Consider the following 17452-nt stretch of genomic DNA (forward strand, 5'->3'; position numbering starts at 1 on the left):
GAGGACCCCATGTTTGGTAAATTATTAAAATATGAATTTAAATCGACAGCTAAGTGGTATTTATTGATCACCCTGATCGCACTAGGTTTGTCAGTGATTACAGGTGTTATTGGTGGAAGTGCTACAAACGGTTTTGTGGATATGGAAACCAATAGTATGCAAATCATAACTGGGACTCTTGGGATTCTCATTTTTGGAGGAGTCATTGGTCTTTATCTTAGTAACTACTATATTATTATTCGTCGTTTCTATTCCAACTTATACGGACGTGAAGGTTACTTGACCTGGACCCTTCCAGCTAGCCCTCATGCGATCATTTTGTCTAAATTTGTGGGAGCTTTAGTAGCGAGTCTTTACTGCCTATTCCTTCTATTTTTTAGTGGTTTTATCACAATTATTGTGATGGGCGCTGTCATTGGACAAGACCTCTCTCCTGTATTTAGTATTATCGCTGAGGCTTTTAGTCATTCTATTGCTTATTGGATTATCATCTGGTGGATTTTTACCACAGCTTCAGGAATCTTACTATTTTATGTATCAATCGCACTTGGCCAACTGTTCCAAAATCGTCGTGGATTGAAGGCTATTCTGTTTTTCTTTCTCTTGTGTATTGTGTTAAGTATCATAGGTACAGCAGTCAATCCATTAAAAGATTCATATGCTGTCGGATATGCATTGGTTTATGGAAATATTGATGATTTTGGACCAAACTTCATCCCAGGTCTCATTTATGAAGTTATTAAGATTGTTTCTATGTACTTCACCATTCACTACATCAGCAAGTACAAGTTGAATCTTCAATAATAACAGCAAATTGAGCAAGGAGCTTCCCAGTGGAAGCCTTCTTGTTCAATTTTTTTCTTTTGCATTTTTAGCTACATTTTGATATACTAATTGTATTCGTTTTGGGGTCGTTACGGATTCGACAGGCATTATGAGGTATATTTTGCAACTCATCTAGCGGATGTAAAACGCCAGTTAAATATAACTGCAAAAAATAATAATTCTTACGCTTTAGCTGCCTAAACACCAGCAGGCGTGACCCGATTCGAATCGCTCGTGTTTGATGACAGGTCTTAATTTTAGCGAGATACGATCTAACTTTGTCTAGAAGTTAGATAAGAGATTGATAGACTCGCAGGTACAGGACTTGAGTTATGTGTCATGTAGCTGTTAAAAGAAGACATAACCTATGGTTGTAGACAAATATGCTGGCAGGTGTTTGGACGTGGGTTCGACTCCCACCGGCTCCATATATAGTTTTGGAAGATTACTCAAGAGGCTTAAGAGGCCGTGTTGGAAACGCGGTAGGCGTGTAATAGCGTGCGTGGGTTCGAATCCCATGTCTTCCGTTGTTGAGACATCATTGTGTAGCAGTGGTGTTTTTTTGTACAAAAAGGAGTGACCAAAGGAGGCACCAAAATAGACAATGCAGAAAGGAGAAAAAGTGATTACACAGCTAGATACCAAATCAGTCTATACCTTTATGGAAAGTCTTGTGACCATAAAAGACTATGTCCAAGTGGCTAAAAGCATGGGGTATGGCGCATTGGGAATCATGGATGTAGATAATTTGTATGGTGCTTATGAATTTATCGAAGCCTGTCAGGCCCACAACCTCAGCCCCTTGGTCGGTTTAGAAATTGGACTAAAAGTAGACAATGAAACAATTCCGTTTCGGATGATCGCCCTGTCAACGAAAGGCTACCAGAATCTGATGAAGATGTCGACCGTCAAAATGATGGGGAAGAGCAATTGGGAGGATGTAAAGCACCTTACAGAAGGAGTAGCGGTCATTGTCCCAGCGCCTTTTGCTAGTGAAGACATACCGCTTGGTCTAGATTACTTCATCGGAGTTTTTGCCGATACGCCGGACCAAGAGTTTAGCCACCCTGTGCTTCCTCTTCATACTGTGCGTTTTTTTGAGGCGGAAGATATGGAAGCCATGCAGATGCTCGCGGCCATCAAGGACAATCAAAGCTTGACAGAAACAGGACAAATTGATCCTAGAACTGTCCTAAAAACTCCTCAGGAGTTACAGAATGATTTTGCTGAGCGATTTCCTCAAGCCATCACAAATCTTGAAAAACTTGTCCAAGGGATTCAATACGACATTGATACTCAGTTGAAATTGCCTCGCTTCAATCCTCAGAAACCAGCTGTTGAGGAATTGAGAGAATTAGCCCAAGCCGGTCTTCTTCGAAAGAACTTGACTAGTCCGGTCTATCAAGAACGTTTGGAGCATGAATTAGACATAATTCACCAAATGGGCTTTGATGATTATTTCTTGATTGTCTGGGATCTTCTTCGTTTCGGACGAAGTCAGGGATATTATATGGGAATGGGGCGTGGGTCTGCTGTAGGCTCACTGGTAGCTTATACCCTGGAGATTACAGGGATTGATCCAGTGGAGAAGAACCTTCTGTTTGAGCGCTTTTTAAATGTGGAGCGCTATACCATGCCGGATATTGATATTGATATTCCTGATATCTATCGTCCAGAATTTATCCGTTATGTGAGAGACCGTTATGGGAGTTACCATGCGGCTCAGATCGTGACCTTTTCAACCTTTGGGGCCAAACAAGCCATTCGAGATGTCTTCAAACGTTTTGGGGTACCAGAGTACGAATTGACCTCTATTACCAAGCGGATTGGTTTTAGGGATACACTGACGACTGCTTATGAACAGAATCTAGCTTTTCGACAAGTGATTCATAGCCGAGCAGAATTTGAGCGTGGCTTTGAAATTGCTAAAAGAATTGAAGGCCAACCAAGACAGACCTCTATCCATGCGGCTGGGGTTGTGATGAGTGACCAGGATTTGACGGATCACATTCCTCTCAAGTATGGAGAAGACATGTTTGTCACCCAGTATGATGCCCATGCGGTTGAAGCCAATGGTCTGTTGAAGATGGACTTTTTGGGTCTGCGAAATTTAACCTTTGTTCAGAAAATGAAGGAAGCCGTCTATGAAAAGTACCAAGAAGAGATCGTGATTGAAGCCATTGATTTAGAAGATCCAGAAACCTTGGCCTTGTTTGCTGCAGGGGATACCAAGGGGATTTTCCAATTTGAACAGGCTGGAGCCATTCGCCTCTTGAGACGAGTGAGACCCAATCATTTCGAAGAAGTGGTAGCGACCACCTCTCTCAATCGTCCAGGAGCTAGTGATTACATTGACAATTTCGTCAAAAGAAAGCACGGCCAAGAAAAAGTTGAGATTTTAGATCCAGCTATTGAAGAAATCTTAAGGCCCACTTATGGGATCATGCTCTACCAAGAGCAGGTCATGCAGGTTGCCCAGCGTTTTGCAGGCTTTAGTCTAGGGAAAGCCGATATTTTACGTCGGGCTATGGGCAAAAAAAATGCAGCTGAAATGCATCAGATGGAAGACGATTTTGTCGCAGGTGCTCTTAAACTTGGGCATACGGAAGAAAAAGCTAAAGAGGTCTTTGCAATCATGGAAAAATTCGCAGGCTATGGGTTTAACCGTTCCCATGCCTATGCCTATTCTGCCTTGGCCTTTCAGATGGCCTATTTCAAGGTCCATTATCCAGATGTTTTCTTTGATGTTATGCTCAATTATTCGAGCAGCGATTATCTGACAGATGCTCTCCAGTTTGATTTTAAAGTCGCGCCATTATCCATCAACACCATCCCTTACAGAGATAAGTTCCAGGATCGAAAAATCTACTTGGGAATGAAAAATATCAAGGGACTCCCGAGAGATTTAGCGTATTGGATCATTGACAATCGTCCCTTTGAAAGTGTCGAAGATTTTATTTTACGACTCCCCAATCAGTATCATAAATTGCCTTTGTTAACACCTTTAGTGGAGCTTGGATTGTTTGATATTTTTGAAAAAAATAGGCGCAAGGTGCTTCACAATTTGCCGAATTTGTTTGTCTTTGCCGATGAGCTAGGTAGTTTATTTGCAGATTCTAACTATTCCTGGACAGAAGCAGAAGACTTTAGCCAGGCTGAAAAATATGAGAAGGAAGAGGCCATTATTGGTGTCGGGCTCAGTACTCACCCATTGGTTGCGATTGGGCAAACGAGTCCCTATGAGATCCAACCAATTTCTCAACTCATACAAGGAGAGCAGGCACGCATTCTCATTGAGGTACAAAGCATTCGAACCATTCGAACCAAGTCAGGTGATCTCATGGCTTTCTTACAAGTCAGTGATACCAAGAAAAAATTGGATGTGACACTTTTCCCTGAAACCTACAATCGATTTTCCTCCTTGATAAAAGAAGGTGGCTTTTATTACTTGACAGGGAAGATACAAGAGCGTGATGGGCGCTTGCAGATGATTCTAGCAGAGGCGCAACTAGCGACCAATGAAAAGTTCTGGATCCAGTTGCTCGATCATCGTCAGGATAAAACGATTCTTTCTATCTTGAAAAAATATCCGGGCCCATATCCTGTGATATTACGCTATGAAGACGAGAAAAAAACTCTTCAATTGAGGGGCTATACAGTCCAGAAAAACAAAGAATTGGAAGATGAACTAAAGAATCTCGTTATGAAAACGATTTATCGGTAAAAACTGCGAAAAATACGAGAATTTTAGTCTTCTTTGTGTTATAATTACGTAGAATGTAAAAGAAAAAAAGGAGCAAACAACGAAATGAAACGTATTGCTGTTTTAACTAGTGGTGGAGATGCCCCTGGAATGAACGCTGCCATCCGTGCAGTTGTTCGTCAAGCAATTTCAGAAGGAATGGAAGTTTTCGGTATCTATGATGGATATGCGGGAATGGTTGCTGGTAAAATTCAGCCCCTTGACGCCTCATCTGTTGGAGATATTATTTCCCGTGGTGGTACCTTCCTTCATTCAGCTCGTTACCCTGAATTCGCACAACGCGAAGGTCAATTAAAAGGGATCGAGCAATTGAAGAAACACGGGATCGAAGGTGTTGTCGTTATTGGCGGAGATGGTTCTTACCATGGTGCGATGCGCTTGACTGAGCTTGGATTCCCAGCTGTTGGTCTTCCTGGTACGATCGACAACGATATCGTCGGAACTGACTTTACAATTGGTTTTGATACGGCAGTCACAACTGCAATGGACGCGATCGATAAGATCCGTGATACTTCATCTAGTCACCACCGTACTTTCGTAATTGAAGTTATGGGACGTAATGCTGGAGATATCGCTCTTTGGGCAGGGATTGCATCTGGTGCAGATGAAATCATCATCCCTGAAGAAGGATTCAAGATCGAAGAAGTTGTTGAGAGCATCAAAGAAGGTTACGCAAAAGGTCGTACCCACAACATCATTATCTTGGCTGAAGGCGTGATGTCTGCAGATGAATTTGGTAAAGCGTTGAAAGAAGCTGGTGATGAAAGTGACCTTCGTGTGACTGAGCTTGGCCACATCCAACGTGGTGGTTCACCAACTGCGCGTGACCGTGTTCTTGCATCACGTATGGGAGCACACGCAGTTAAATTGTTGAAACAAGGAATCGGTGGTGTAGCCGTTGGTATCCGCAATGAAAAAATGGTGGAAAATCCAATCCTTGGTAACGCAGAAGAAGGAGCCCTCTTTAGCTTGACAGAAGATGGTAAGATTGTGGTAAACAATCCACATAAAGCTGATCTTGGTCTTGCCGAGTTGAACCGTAGCTTGTCTTCAATTTAATTTTATTTCATAAATTCGTTAACCTTGTCTTAAAAAGACAGATATATTTAAAAAGGAGTCATATATATCATGAACAAACGTGTAAAAATCGTTGCAACTTTGGGTCCTGCGGTAGAAATCCGTGGTGGTAAAAAATTTGGTGAAGATGGATACTGGGCTGAAAACCTTGACGTTGAAGCTTCAGCACAAAACATTGCTAAATTGATCGAAGCTGGCGCTAACACTTTCCGTTTCAACTTCTCACACGGTGACCACCATGAACAAGGTGAACGTATGGCAACTGTTAAACGTGCAGAAGAAATCGCTGGTAAAAAAGTTGGTTTCCTTCTTGATACAAAAGGTCCTGAAATCCGTACTGAATTGTTTGAAGGTGAAGCTAAAGAGTATTCATACAAAACTGGTGAACGTATCCGCGTTGCTACAAAACAAGGCATCAAATCAACTCGTGATGTTATCGCATTGAACGTTGCTGGTGGACTTGACATCTTCGATGACGTTGAAGTTGGACACCAAGTATTGGTTGACGATGGTAAATTGGGTCTTCGTGTTGTAGAAAAAGACGCTGCAAAACGTGAATTTGTCGTTGAAGTTGAAAATGATGGTATCATCGCTAAACAAAAAGGTGTAAACATCCCTAACACTAAGATTCCTTTCCCAGCACTTGCTGAACGCGATAACGACGATATCCGCTTCGGTTTGGAACAAGGTATCAACTTCATCGCGATCTCATTCGTACGTACTGCAAAAGACGTAAATGAAGTTCGTGCAATCTGCGAAGAAACTGGTAATGGACACGTTCAATTGTTTGCGAAGATCGAAAACCAACAAGGTATCGATAATTTAGATGAAATCATTGAAGCTGCAGACGGTATTATGATTGCTCGTGGTGACATGGGTATCGAAGTACCATTTGAAATGGTTCCAGTTTACCAAAAAATGATTATCACTAAAGTGAATGCTGCTGGTAAAGTTGTTATCACTGCAACAAACATGCTTGAAACAATGACTGAAAAACCACGTGCAACTCGTTCTGAAGTATCTGACGTCTTCAACGCTGTTATCGATGGTACTGATGCTACAATGCTTTCAGGTGAATCTGCAAATGGTAAATACCCACTTGAATCAGTTACAACAATGGCTACAATTGACAAGAACGCTCAAACACTTTTGAAAGAATACGGACGTTTGAACTCAGATTCATTTGAACGTAACTCTAAGACAGAAGTTATGGCTTCAGCTGTTAAAGATGCTACAAACTCAATGGACATCAAATTGGTTGTAACTCTTACTAAGACTGGTCACACAGCACGTTTGATTTCTAAATACCGTCCAAATGCTGATATCTTGGCATTGACATTTGACGAATTGACAGAACGTGGATTGATGTTGAACTGGGGTGTTATCCCAATGTTGACAGAAGCTCCATCATCAACTGATGACATGTTTGAAATTGCTGAACGCAAAGCAGTTGAAGCTGGTCTTGTACAATCTGGTGATGATATCGTTATCGTTGCAGGTGTACCACTTGGTGAAGCAGTTCGTACAAACACAATGCGTATCCGTACAGTACGTTAATAGACAATTATATCTGAAAGCCTTGCTGGTTGGTCCGAAAGGATCGGCCGCGAGGTTTTTCTTTTTCTTCTGGTTTGTGTTGATAAGAATTCTCACTAATGCTTACTTTCTCTTTTTTAAAGATCAAAAACATGGTATAATAAATAAAAAGGAAGGGAGACATACATGCCAAGGAGAGATTTAATTAGAAATGTCATCATTGTTGGTGTACTGGTTTTGGCACTGATTTTGCTTCGAATCTTTGTATTTCATCCATTTAGTATCAATGATAAGATGGCCAATGCTTCTGTGAAAACTGGAGATCTTGTGGTAGCGACTAGAAATGCTCAGGTAGATCGCAGTGATTTAGTCTTATACAAGGTCGGTGGAAAAGAATACCTTGGACGTGTTATTGCCAAAGAAAACGACGAAGTCAGCTACGTAGATGACGTCCTCTATTTGAATGGACAGGCAACACCAGAACCTTACCTAAATAAAATGCTGAATAAACACTTGGCGGCTCCAACGAGTAATGGGTATTATACGGATGATTTCTTCTTATCAGAGTTAAAGGGAACCAAGGCTGGCCGCGTACCATCGGATACTTACTTGGTTTTAAATGATAACCGTGGGGATACAGAAGATAGTCGGGAATTTGGGTATATCCATAAAAATCAGATCGAAGGAGTTGTCAATCTCCGCCTCTACCCCCTCAATAAATTTGGATTTATAAAAGTTGAAGAATAGCCGAAAGGCTATTTTTTCTTACAAAAAAACTACTGCAAAAAAGAATTGCAGTAGCTTTTTATTCTGGTTAGATTGAGGTAGAGGGTTCTATTTTTTCTGTTTACTGGTAATTTGGTGAAAGACCTTTTGCCAGTGTTCATGACGCCGCCAGAGACTGGTATGGATCTGGTCATTTAACTCATAGCGAATCAATTTGGTCTTTTGACTGATAGATTCAATTTCGAAATTCTTAAAGGGAATTTGATGTTCTTCCTGCAAACGGACCAGGTCCTCTTTGTGGCTTTCTTGGCCATACTCATTGATGAGGGTGAAGTTGTCTGCTAGGAGGGTTTGGTATTCCTGCTGAGCCTGCAAGCGTTCCTCATAGGTCTTTAATTTGAGAAGGACATTGTCCAGAATCTCATCTTCAGGGATAGAACTTGGCTCCACATGGACATCGATATCAAAGACGCCAAACTGTTCCTTGAGAAGGCGCTCGACCTCTTCGGTAATAGCATGGCTCTCATAAACAGAGAGGTCTGGATTCATTTCGATGACGACATCTAGGTAAATGTTGCTTCCGTAAGTCCGTCCCCGTTGGGATTTGACCCGGCTGACCTTTGGCAATTCCAGAATAGCCGCCTTGTATTTATCCAGGAGACTTTCATCAAAACCATCGGAGAGGCTGAAGGAGGATTCAATGAAAATGTCGTAGGCAGTTTTTAGGATAAAGAAGGTAATAACGATGGCCACTAATTGGTCCACAATCGGATAGTTAAGAGCACTAGCTCCAATCGCAACAGAGGTTCCTAAAGAAGTGACCACGTCAGACAGGTTGTCTTTGGCAGCTGCCTTGAGGGCCTTGGATTGAGCTTTCTTAGCTAAAGTCCGGTTATAAAGATAGACCGCAAACATGACAAGGGCTGAAACCACTCCGACACCAGCACCGAGTGGATCAATGCTAACTGTTTCATTGCTGAAGATCTTTTGGAGGGTATCGCGTAAGACATCAAAACCAACATAAAACATAATGATGGAGGTGACTAGGCTTGCTAGATCCTCAATTTTCCAGTGACCAAATTTGTGATCGCGGTCAGCAGGTTGGCGAGCAAGACGAATCCCGATGAGCAGGGCAGCATTGCTGATGATATCAGATAAGTTGTTAAATCCATCGGCTACCAAACTGGATGAATGAAGTAGATGGCCGGTAGCCAATTTTACTGAAGAGAGCAATAAATAGGCTAGAATACTAATGATAGCACCACGTTCGGCCAGTTTTAAGTTACTGTATGGTTTTTCCAAAATTTCCTCCTACAACCTCGGATATGAACCTGTTTTCTTTAAGCTACTATTATATCGTTTTTGGAAGGGAAATTCAAATGAGTCCTTTTTTAAAAGAAGCTAGACCGGTTTTTGTGGTATAATAGAACGATTGAATGAATGAGGAGTATGAGATGAATCCTTTATTGAATGGTATGAATGATCGCCAAGCAGAGGCGGTCCAAACGACGGAAGGTCCCCTCTTGATCATGGCGGGGGCTGGTTCGGGTAAGACACGTGTCTTGACCCACCGCATCGCTTACTTGATCGATGAAAAAATGGTCAATCCTTGGAATATTTTGGCCATTACCTTTACCAATAAAGCCGCTCGGGAGATGAAGGAGCGGGCGTATCAGTTGAATCCAGCCACCCAAGATTGCTTGATCGCCACCTTCCACTCCATGTGTGTGCGTATCCTTCGACGCGATGCGGATCACATTGGTTACAATCGTAACTTTACCATTGTTGATCCAGGTGAGCAACGAACACTGATGAAACGTATTCTCAAGCAGTTAAACTTGGATCCTAAGAAATGGAATGAACGAACCATTTTGGGAACTATTTCCAATGCCAAGAATGACTTAATTGATGAAGTGGCTTATGCCGCCCAAGCGGGGGATATGTACACCCAGATCGTCGCCAAGTGTTATGAGGCTTACCAAAAGGAACTCCGTCAGTCAGAAGCGGTGGACTTTGATGATTTGATCATGCTGACCTTGCGTCTCTTTGATCAGCATCCAGATGTGCTGACCTATTACCAGCAGAAGTTCCAATACATCCACGTAGACGAGTATCAAGATACCAACCATGCACAATACCAGTTGGTCAAACTCTTGGCTTCACGCTTTAAAAATATCTGTGTCGTTGGGGATGCGGACCAGTCTATTTATGGCTGGCGGGGAGCAGATATGCAGAATATCCTGGACTTTGAGAAGGATTATAAGGAAGCTAAGGTCGTCCTCCTAGAAGAGAATTATCGCTCGACCAAGACGATCTTGCAAGCAGCCAATGATGTCATCAAAAACAATCGCCACCGTCGTCCGAAGAATCTCTGGACACAAAATGAAGACGGGGAAGAGATTGTATATTACCGGGCTAATGACGAGCAGGATGAAGCGGTCTTTGTTGCCAAAACCATTGAAGAGCTCAGTCGGGAAGCTGGCTATAAGCATCGTGATTTTGCGGTTCTCTACCGGACCAATGCCCAGTCACGTACCATTGAAGAAGCCTTGCTCAAGTCCAACATTCCCTACACTATGGTGGGGGGCACCAAATTCTACAGCCGGAAGGAAATTCGGGATGTCATTGCTTATCTGAACTTGATTGCCAACCTCAGTGACAATATTAGTTTTGAGCGCATCATCAATGAACCCAAGCGGGGAATCGGGCCAGGTACAGTGGATAAGATTCGTGACTTTGCCCAAATGCAAGAGTCTTCACTCCTGGATGCTTCAGCCAATATCATGCTCTCAGGCATCAAAGGAAAGGCAGCCCAAGCCATCTGGGACTTTGCCAATCTCATTCTTGATTTGAGAGAAAGATTGGACCAGCTGACCATTACAGAATTGGTCGAAGAAGTCCTTGACAAGACGGGTTATATGACAGCCTTAACCAATCAGGGGAATTTGGAAAGTCAGGCCCGTATCGAGAATATCCAAGAGTTCCTGTCTGTTACCAAGAATTTTGATGAAAACGGGGAAACCGTCGAAGACGAAACAGGTGTGGAAACCTTGAGTCGTTTCTTGAACGATTTGGCTTTGATTGCCGATACAGATGATGGGGCGCAAGAAACTTCTGAAGTCACCTTGATGACTCTTCATGCGGCTAAGGGATTGGAGTTCCCAGTCGTCTTCTTGATTGGAATGGAAGAAAATGTCTTTCCTCTTAGTCGTGCAGCAGAGGATCCAGACGAGTTGGAAGAAGAGCGTCGCCTAGCTTATGTAGGGATCACGCGGGCAGAGAAGGTTCTCTTCTTGACAAATGCCAACTCGCGTTTGCTCTTTGGACGGACCAGCTACAACCGGCCAACGCGTTTCATCAATGAAATTAGCTCGGATTTATTGACTTACCAAGGATTAGCCCGTCCAGTCAACACTAGCTATAAGGCTTCTTATAGCAATGGAGGCGGAACGACCTTTGGAAAAGGCATGAGCCTGTCACAAGCCCTTCAAGAGCGCAAGAGACAAGCAGCCCCAAGTGCTCTCACGTCATCAAGCCTCCCCTTTGGCAATAGTAACCGAGATGCTGCTAAAGAAAGCGTCGCTTGGTCTATTGGCGACATTGCCATTCACAAGAAGTGGGGCGAAGGAACTGTTCTAGAAGTCTCTGGTAGTGGTAGTACCCAAGAGCTCAAGATCAACTTCCCAGAAGTGGGTCTCAAAAAACTCTTGGCCAGTGTCGCTCCGATTGAAAAGAAATAAACTAAAGCCAGTAAGCTAAGCTTGCTGGTTTTGTCCTTTTATCAACTTCCCTTAGGTGAGGGCGGACGGTAGCGACTCCCTTTGGGATTCCATACCTTAGATTTGAGCCTTCCGTCTCAAATCTACCGAGCAGCAGAAACAAATTTGTTTCTACTGCTTTTCTCACGGCGGGAAGTTTTAATGGTCATTGTTCTTCTTTCTTAAATTCTCTCATTTACTCTATTCACTGTCATAAACTAGGGAAATAGTAGGAGCAAGCCTCGTTTGTTGGTTTTGATTTTACTGGTGGCATGATATAATATACTAAGAATAGAGAAAGAGGCATGCTATGAACGAAATCAAGTGCCCCAACTGTGGGGAAGTCTTTACAGTCAATGAAAGTCAATACAGCGAACTCTTGTCACAGGTACGGACAGCTGAGTTTGACAAGGAAATTCATGAGCGGATTCGACAAGAGTTGGCTTTAGCTGAGCAAAAGGCCCTTAATGAGCAACAAGAGAAGTTAGCTAAGAAGGACCAAGAAATTGCCCAATTACAGAACCAAATTCAACAGTTTGATACCGAAAAAGAATTGGCCAAAAAAGAGGTGGAGCAAACAGCTAGCCAAAGCCTGCTAGAGAAAGAAAAAGAAGTGCAAGCACTGGAAAATCAGTTGGCCACCTTGCGCTTGGAGCATGAGAATCAACTGCAAAAGACGCTTTCTAATTTGGAGAAGGAGCGTGATCAGGTACAAAACCAATTGCTCCTTCAAGAGAAGGAAAACGAACTGTCCCTAGCTTCTGTCAAGCAAAACTACGAAGCCCAGCTTAAGGCAGCCAATGAACAGGTCGAGTTCTACAAGAATTTTAAGGCCCAACAGTCGACCAAGGCCATCGGGGAAAGTCTGGAACAGTATGCGGAAAGTGAATTCAACAAAGTTCGCAGTTTTGCCTTTCCAAATGCCTATTTTGAAAAGGACAACAAGGTCTCTGCACGTGGGTCTAAAGGCGACTTTATCTTCCGCGAGTGCGATGAAAATGGGGTGGAGATTATCTCCATCATGTTTGAGATGAAGAATGAAGCTGATGGGACAGAGAAGAAGCATAAGAATGCGGATTTCTACAAGGAGTTGGACAAGGATCGTCGGGAGAAGAACTGTGAGTATGCAGTTTTAGTGACCATGCTTGAAGCAGATAACGATTACTTCAACACAGGTATTGTCGATGTCAGCCACGAGTATGAGAAGATGTATGTCGTCCGTCCTCAGTTCTTTATCCAGATCATTGGACTCCTGCGCAATGCGGCCCTTAATTCCCTTAAATACAAGCAGGAATTGGCGCTTGTCCGTGAACAAAACATTGACATCACTCATTTTGAAGAAGACCTGGATGCTTTCAAAGTTGCCTTTGCTAAGAACTACAATTCGGCTTCTGTCAACTTTGGCAAGGCCATCGATGAAATCGACAAAGCCATCAAGCGGATGGAAGAAGTCAAGAAGTTCTTGACTACATCAGAAAACCAACTCCGTCTCGCTAACAACAAGTTGGATGATGTTTCTGTCAAAAAATTGACTCGGAAGAATCCAACCATGAAGGCTAAATTTGATGCTCTGAAAGGAGAATAATCTTTGTATTCAGCTAAGAACGCTACCTTGTCCATGAATGGGAAAACCATGGACTATGTGACATTTGGAAAAGGAAAGGACCCTCTAGTAATTATACCAGGCTTGGGGGATGGATTGCAGACCGTTAAAGGAAAGGCACAGCTCTTTTCTCTCTCGTATCGTCTACTTGCTAAGCGATATAAAATCTATGTTTTTTCTCGAATCAATGAGTTGAGACAGGGCTATACGACGCGGGATATGGCAGCAGATGTAGCAGAAGCAATGGAGACACTAAACATAGATACAGCCTATGTCATGGGGATTTCACAAGGTGGAATGATTGCCCAATGGTTGGTGGTAGATTTCCCTGAAAAGGTTCAAAAGCTCATCTTAGCCGTGACTACTGCAAAACCTAGTCAACTTGCTAGAGAGCGAATTGAGCATTGGCAAAAGCTTAGTCAATCTGGAACTTTTAGAGACCTCATGCTGGATATTGCAAAGCATTCTTACACGCAAAAGAGTTATCAAAAGTGGCGGTTGCTTTATAATATTATGGGTCGCTTGGGGCGAATCAAAGATGAAAATAGAATAGCCATTCAGTCTCAGTCTTGCCTGGAACATAATAGCCTTGAGGTCTTAAAAGAAATTCAGTGTCCAACCTTGGTCCTTGGTGCGCTTGAAGATGATGTGATTGGTGTGGACGGATCCAAGGAACTAGCAAAAGCGATTTCGGGTTGTCAACTCCTCATTCTTAAGCATTCTGGGCATGCTCTTTATGAAGAAAATAAAGTATTTCAAGAGGCTGTCTGTGAATTCTTAAATTAAAAAAAGCTGGAATTTTCCAGCTTTTTTATGTTAGTTAAATCGCAAAGAGATCGTTTAGGTTTTCAGCCATGGTTGGGTGGGTAAAGATTTGTTTTGCGATGTAAGTATAAGGGATCTTGTTGTCCATGGCCATGGTGATCAGGTTGATGAGTTCGCCTGCAGCTTCTCCAAAGAGCGTCGCTCCAAGAATTTCTTTGGTTTCTGGGTTGACAACGGCTTTGAAGGCCCCTCGGAGGTCTGCGTTGACATGGCCACGTGGCATGGCAGCAACTGGTAATTCTTTGACAGCCACTGGAAGTCCTTTGTCGCGTGCTTCTTGCTCAGTCAAGCCGACTTGGGCAAGTGGAGGAGCAATAAAGAGTGTTGTCGCATAATTTCTACGAGTTTCGAGATTGTAGCTACCATCGCCTGTAAGATAGTTGAAGACAATGCGGAAGTCATCGAGTGACATGTAGGTGAATTGAGGACCACCATTGACATCCCCAACTGCAAAGACACCAGGGACGCTGGTTTCCAAATGACGGTTGACTTGGATCGCTCCACGATCAGTGACTTGGATATCTGTGTTTTCAAGACCAAGTCCAGCTGTGTTTGGTTTACGTCCTGTAGCGTAGAGAAGGATATCAAACTCGAAGTCTCCCTTATCTGTGACAACCGTTAAGCTGTTTTGGCCATCTTTGATTTCTTGGGTATGAACGCCTTCCAAGAATTGAATACCATCTTCTTCCAGGTAGCCTTTTGCAAGAGCTGCAATGCTGGGCTCGATCCGTGGCAAGAATGTTTCAGAAGCATCCAGTACCGTTACTTGGCTGTCCAAGGTATTATAGAGATGAGCAAATTCCAATCCAATTGGTCCACCGCCAAGGACGCCCAGGCGTTTAGGTAGGTTTTCCAAACGTTGAATACCGGTTGAATCCACAGCAAATTTACTTTCAGCCAATCCTGGAATCGGAAGGATAGTTGGTACAGCACCAGTATTAATAATAATGGTTTCAGCTGTCAATTCTTCCTTTTCATCTCCAGCTTGAATTTCGATGACCTTGTTAGAAACGAAACGAGCCGTCGCGTCGATAATGTCTACACCAGTTCCAGCAATAGTTGCGTAGTTCTTGCCATTGAGACGAGTAGTGACCGCATTTTTTTCATTCATGGCTTGCTCAAAATCCAAGCCTTTTTCTGCGGCAACAATCAAGGTCTTGGTGGGAATACAAGCGATATTGATACAAGTACCACCGTACATAGACTTGCTCTTTTCAATTAGAGCGACTTTTTTTCCTTGGCTTGATAATTTCGCTGCAAGTGTTTTACCAGCTTTACCAAATCCAATCACAATAACATCATACATTAACATATGTTACACCTTCTTTCGCTTTCTATTGTATCAAACCCATATTAAAAAGTCTGAAATCTGCTACGGGATTTTTTAGGAGCTCATGGGAAGGGGGAAAGAGGGACAAGAAGTCTCGTTTCGTGGTATAATAAAGGGTCGGTGGCCCGGATGGTCACACAAACAGTTAGAAAGAGCAAATCAGATGGACGGAATTATCAATGTAAAAAAAGAAGCAGGCATGACCTCACATGATGTGGTCTTTAAACTGCGAAAAATCTTAGGAACTAAGAAGATCGGCCATGGGGGAACGCTGGATCCAGATGTGGTGGGAGTACTTCCGATTGCAGTTGGAAAGGCGACCCGGATGGTCGAATTCATGCAAGATGAGGGCAAGGTCTATGAGGGAGAAATCACTCTGGGATTTTCTACCACGACGGAGGATGCCAGTGGGGAAGTCGTAGAGCGGACCCCAGTGGAAGCCCCTTTAGATGCAGGAGAGGTCGATCGTATGATTGCCCAGATGGTGGGAGAGATTGAGCAGGTACCGCCCATGTATTCAGCGGTCAAGGTCAATGGACGTAAACTCTATGAGTATGCACGGGCAGGAGAAGAAGTGGAACGGCCTGTCCGGCAGGTAACCATTTATGAATTCACGCGCACCAGTGAGATTAGCTATGAAGAAGGACTAGCCCGTTTTCGTTTCCGGGTCAAATGCAGTAAGGGCACCTATATCCGGACCTTGTCTGTGGACCTTGGTCAAAAACTGGGCTACGCAGCCCATATGTCTCATCTGACCCGAACCAGTGCTGCCGGTTTGTCACTAGATGATGCCCTGACCTTAGAAGAAGTGGCTGAAAAAGTAGCCCAAGGAGATTTGAGCTTCCTTCATCCACTTGAGATTGGCACCGGGGATCTGGAAAAAGTAGAGCTGACAGTAGAAGAGGTTGGCGAAGTCCAAGTGGGACGCTTTATTCCTGTTGAGAGTGACTCCAGAGAGTTGGCTGCTTTTTACCAAGGAAAATTGGTAGCCATTTTAGAAAAAAGAGAAGAACTTTACAAACCTCGAAAAGTCTTTCTCACAGAAAGTGTGTTACAATAAATTCATGAATATTCGTACGATAACTACTGCTAACCAGATCCATTTGGAGAATGAGACAGTTTTGGTTCTGGGCTACTTTGATGGCCTGCATCTGGGGCATCAAGAACTCTTTAAAAAGGCGCGTCAGATAGCGGATGAAAAAGGCTTGAAGGTCTCTTTGTTAACCTTCCCTGAATCTCCTAAGTTAGCCTTTGTTCGCTACCAACCAGAATTACTGCTTCATTTGCAGAGTCCTGAGGATCGGTTCCAAAAATTAAACGAACTAGGTGTGGATGAGCTCTTCCTCATTGATTTTACGACCGATTTTGCTTCTAAAACAGCCAAAGAATTTGTTGATCAATTTGTCAAAGCCTTGAGGGCCCGAGTTTTAATTGCTGGATTTGATTATAGTTTTGGCTCTGATAAGAAAACGGCCTCTGACTTAGCTGCTTATTTTGATGGTCAAGTGGAAGTCATTTCTCCTGTATTGGATCAGGGGGAAAAGATTAGTTCAACCCGCATTCGTCAAGCTATCCTAGAAGGACGAGTCCAAGAAGCTGCCCGTCTACTTGGTCACCCTTTATCCAGTCGGGGAATCGTCGTGCACGGAGATGCACGTGGCCGTACCATTGGCTATCCTACCGCTAATCTAGCACCGATTGATCGGACCTATCTCCCATCAGATGGCGTTTATGTAGTCGATGTCGATTTTAAAGGGCAGACCTACCGTGGGATGGCTTCTGTCGGGAAAAATGTCACCTTTGATGGGAAAGAGCTTCGTTTCGAAGTCAATCTCTTTGATTTTACAGGAGATATCTATGGTCATACCCTGACCATTCATTGGTTAGATAAGATTCGAGAAATGGTCAAATTCGATGGGATCGATCAACTAGTGGCGCAACTAGAAGAAGATGAAGCAGTTTCACGAAACTGGACCAAGAGAGTGGGACAGAAGTCCTAGCCTCTCAAT

General features: G+C 43.2%; 12 protein-coding genes, 1 tRNA gene and 1 other RNA gene. 12 read left to right on the plus strand and 2 right to left on the minus strand.

Annotated features, from left to right (window positions below; genetic code table 11):
• Positions 1 to 9: 9 nt before the first annotated feature.
• From NMM13_RS05040 to lepB, 7 genes are all read left to right on the plus strand, one after another.
• Positions 10 to 804, plus strand: coding sequence for a hypothetical protein (locus NMM13_RS05040; protein ID WP_070673853.1), 795 nt, complete (start codon positions 10 to 12; stop codon positions 802 to 804).
• A gap of 103 nt (positions 805 to 907) precedes the next feature.
• Positions 908 to 1256: a transfer-messenger RNA gene (gene ssrA, locus NMM13_RS05045) on the plus strand.
• 8 nt (positions 1257 to 1264) lie between these two features.
• Positions 1265 to 1352 (plus strand) — tRNA-Ser (locus tag NMM13_RS05050).
• 95 nt (positions 1353 to 1447) lie between these two features.
• On the plus strand, positions 1448 to 4549 hold the full coding sequence (locus tag NMM13_RS05055) for a DNA polymerase III subunit alpha (protein WP_368077073.1): 3102 nt from the start codon (positions 1448 to 1450) through the stop codon (positions 4547 to 4549).
• An 84-nt stretch (positions 4550 to 4633) separates the two neighbouring features.
• A complete protein-coding gene (gene pfkA / locus NMM13_RS05060) occupies positions 4634 to 5647 on the plus strand; it encodes a 6-phosphofructokinase (RefSeq protein WP_118397106.1) in 1014 nt (337 codons plus the stop codon).
• Between the two features lie 69 nt (positions 5648 to 5716).
• Entirely contained in the window at positions 5717 to 7222 is a 1506-nt protein-coding gene (gene pyk / locus NMM13_RS05065) for a pyruvate kinase (RefSeq protein ID WP_254727789.1), read from the plus strand.
• A gap of 165 nt (positions 7223 to 7387) precedes the next feature.
• Positions 7388 to 7948 (plus strand): signal peptidase I, encoded by a 561-nt coding sequence (gene lepB / locus NMM13_RS05070; protein ID WP_003006560.1) that lies wholly within the window; start codon positions 7388 to 7390, stop codon positions 7946 to 7948.
• An 87-nt stretch (positions 7949 to 8035) separates the two neighbouring features.
• Here the strand turns inward: lepB and NMM13_RS05075 are convergent, their stop codons facing one another.
• Complete coding sequence (locus NMM13_RS05075; protein WP_254727787.1) at positions 8036 to 9229, minus strand: cation diffusion facilitator family transporter; 1194 nt, start codon at positions 9227 to 9229, stop codon at positions 8036 to 8038.
• A 152-nt stretch (positions 9230 to 9381) separates the two neighbouring features.
• Here NMM13_RS05075 and pcrA point away from each other — a divergent pair, with 152 nt between their 5' ends.
• From pcrA to NMM13_RS05090, 3 genes are all read left to right on the plus strand, one after another.
• The gene (pcrA, locus tag NMM13_RS05080; protein WP_254727785.1) at positions 9382 to 11667 is read left to right on the plus strand and encodes a DNA helicase PcrA; all 2286 of its coding nucleotides are present in this window, start codon (positions 9382 to 9384) and stop codon (positions 11665 to 11667) included.
• A 328-nt stretch (positions 11668 to 11995) separates the two neighbouring features.
• The gene (locus NMM13_RS05085; protein ID WP_201037173.1) at positions 11996 to 13270 is read left to right on the plus strand and encodes a DUF2130 domain-containing protein; all 1275 of its coding nucleotides are present in this window, start codon (positions 11996 to 11998) and stop codon (positions 13268 to 13270) included.
• A gap of 33 nt (positions 13271 to 13303) precedes the next feature.
• Positions 13304 to 14074, plus strand: a complete 771-nt coding sequence (locus tag NMM13_RS05090; RefSeq protein WP_173019402.1) for an alpha/beta fold hydrolase — start codon at positions 13304 to 13306, stop codon at positions 14072 to 14074.
• Positions 14075 to 14108: 34 nt separating this feature from the next.
• Here NMM13_RS05090 and NMM13_RS05095 read toward each other — a convergent pair whose 3' ends face one another.
• Entirely contained in the window at positions 14109 to 15425 is a 1317-nt protein-coding gene (locus NMM13_RS05095) for an FAD-containing oxidoreductase (protein WP_254727783.1), read from the minus strand.
• Positions 15426 to 15606: 181 nt separating this feature from the next.
• Here NMM13_RS05095 and truB point away from each other — a divergent pair, with 181 nt between their 5' ends.
• Together truB and NMM13_RS05105 are read left to right on the plus strand one after the other, a co-directional pair.
• Positions 15607 to 16503: a tRNA pseudouridine(55) synthase TruB gene (gene truB / locus NMM13_RS05100; protein WP_254727781.1), complete on the plus strand. Its 897-nt coding sequence runs from the start codon at positions 15607 to 15609 to the stop codon at positions 16501 to 16503.
• A gap of 4 nt (positions 16504 to 16507) precedes the next feature.
• A complete protein-coding gene (locus tag NMM13_RS05105) occupies positions 16508 to 17443 on the plus strand; it encodes a bifunctional riboflavin kinase/FAD synthetase (protein ID WP_254727779.1) in 936 nt (311 codons plus the stop codon).
• The last annotated feature ends 9 nt before the right edge of the window (positions 17444 to 17452 follow it).

The sequence above is a fragment of the Streptococcus sp. CF8_St5-11 genome (genome assembly GCF_024295625.1).
Taxonomy (GTDB): domain Bacteria; phylum Bacillota; class Bacilli; order Lactobacillales; family Streptococcaceae; genus Streptococcus.

Coding starts and splice junctions, on each gene's coding strand:
- NMM13_RS05040 (WP_070673853.1), top strand. CDS start 10: ATGTTTGGTAAATTATTAAAATATGAATTTAAATCGACAGCTAAGTGG.
- pfkA (WP_118397106.1), top strand. CDS start 4,634: ATGAAACGTATTGCTGTTTTAACTAGTGGTGGAGATGCCCCTGGAATG.
- pyk (WP_254727789.1), top strand. CDS start 5,717: ATGAACAAACGTGTAAAAATCGTTGCAACTTTGGGTCCTGCGGTAGAA.
- lepB (WP_003006560.1), top strand. CDS start 7,388: ATGCCAAGGAGAGATTTAATTAGAAATGTCATCATTGTTGGTGTACTG.
- pcrA (WP_254727785.1), top strand. CDS start 9,382: ATGAATCCTTTATTGAATGGTATGAATGATCGCCAAGCAGAGGCGGTC.
- NMM13_RS05085 (WP_201037173.1), top strand. CDS start 11,996: ATGAACGAAATCAAGTGCCCCAACTGTGGGGAAGTCTTTACAGTCAAT.
- NMM13_RS05090 (WP_173019402.1), top strand. CDS start 13,304: ATGAATGGGAAAACCATGGACTATGTGACATTTGGAAAAGGAAAGGAC.
- NMM13_RS05095 (WP_254727783.1), bottom strand. CDS start 15,425: ATGTTAATGTATGATGTTATTGTGATTGGATTTGGTAAAGCTGGTAAA.
- truB (WP_254727781.1), top strand. CDS start 15,607: ATGGACGGAATTATCAATGTAAAAAAAGAAGCAGGCATGACCTCACAT.
- NMM13_RS05105 (WP_254727779.1), top strand. CDS start 16,508: ATGAATATTCGTACGATAACTACTGCTAACCAGATCCATTTGGAGAAT.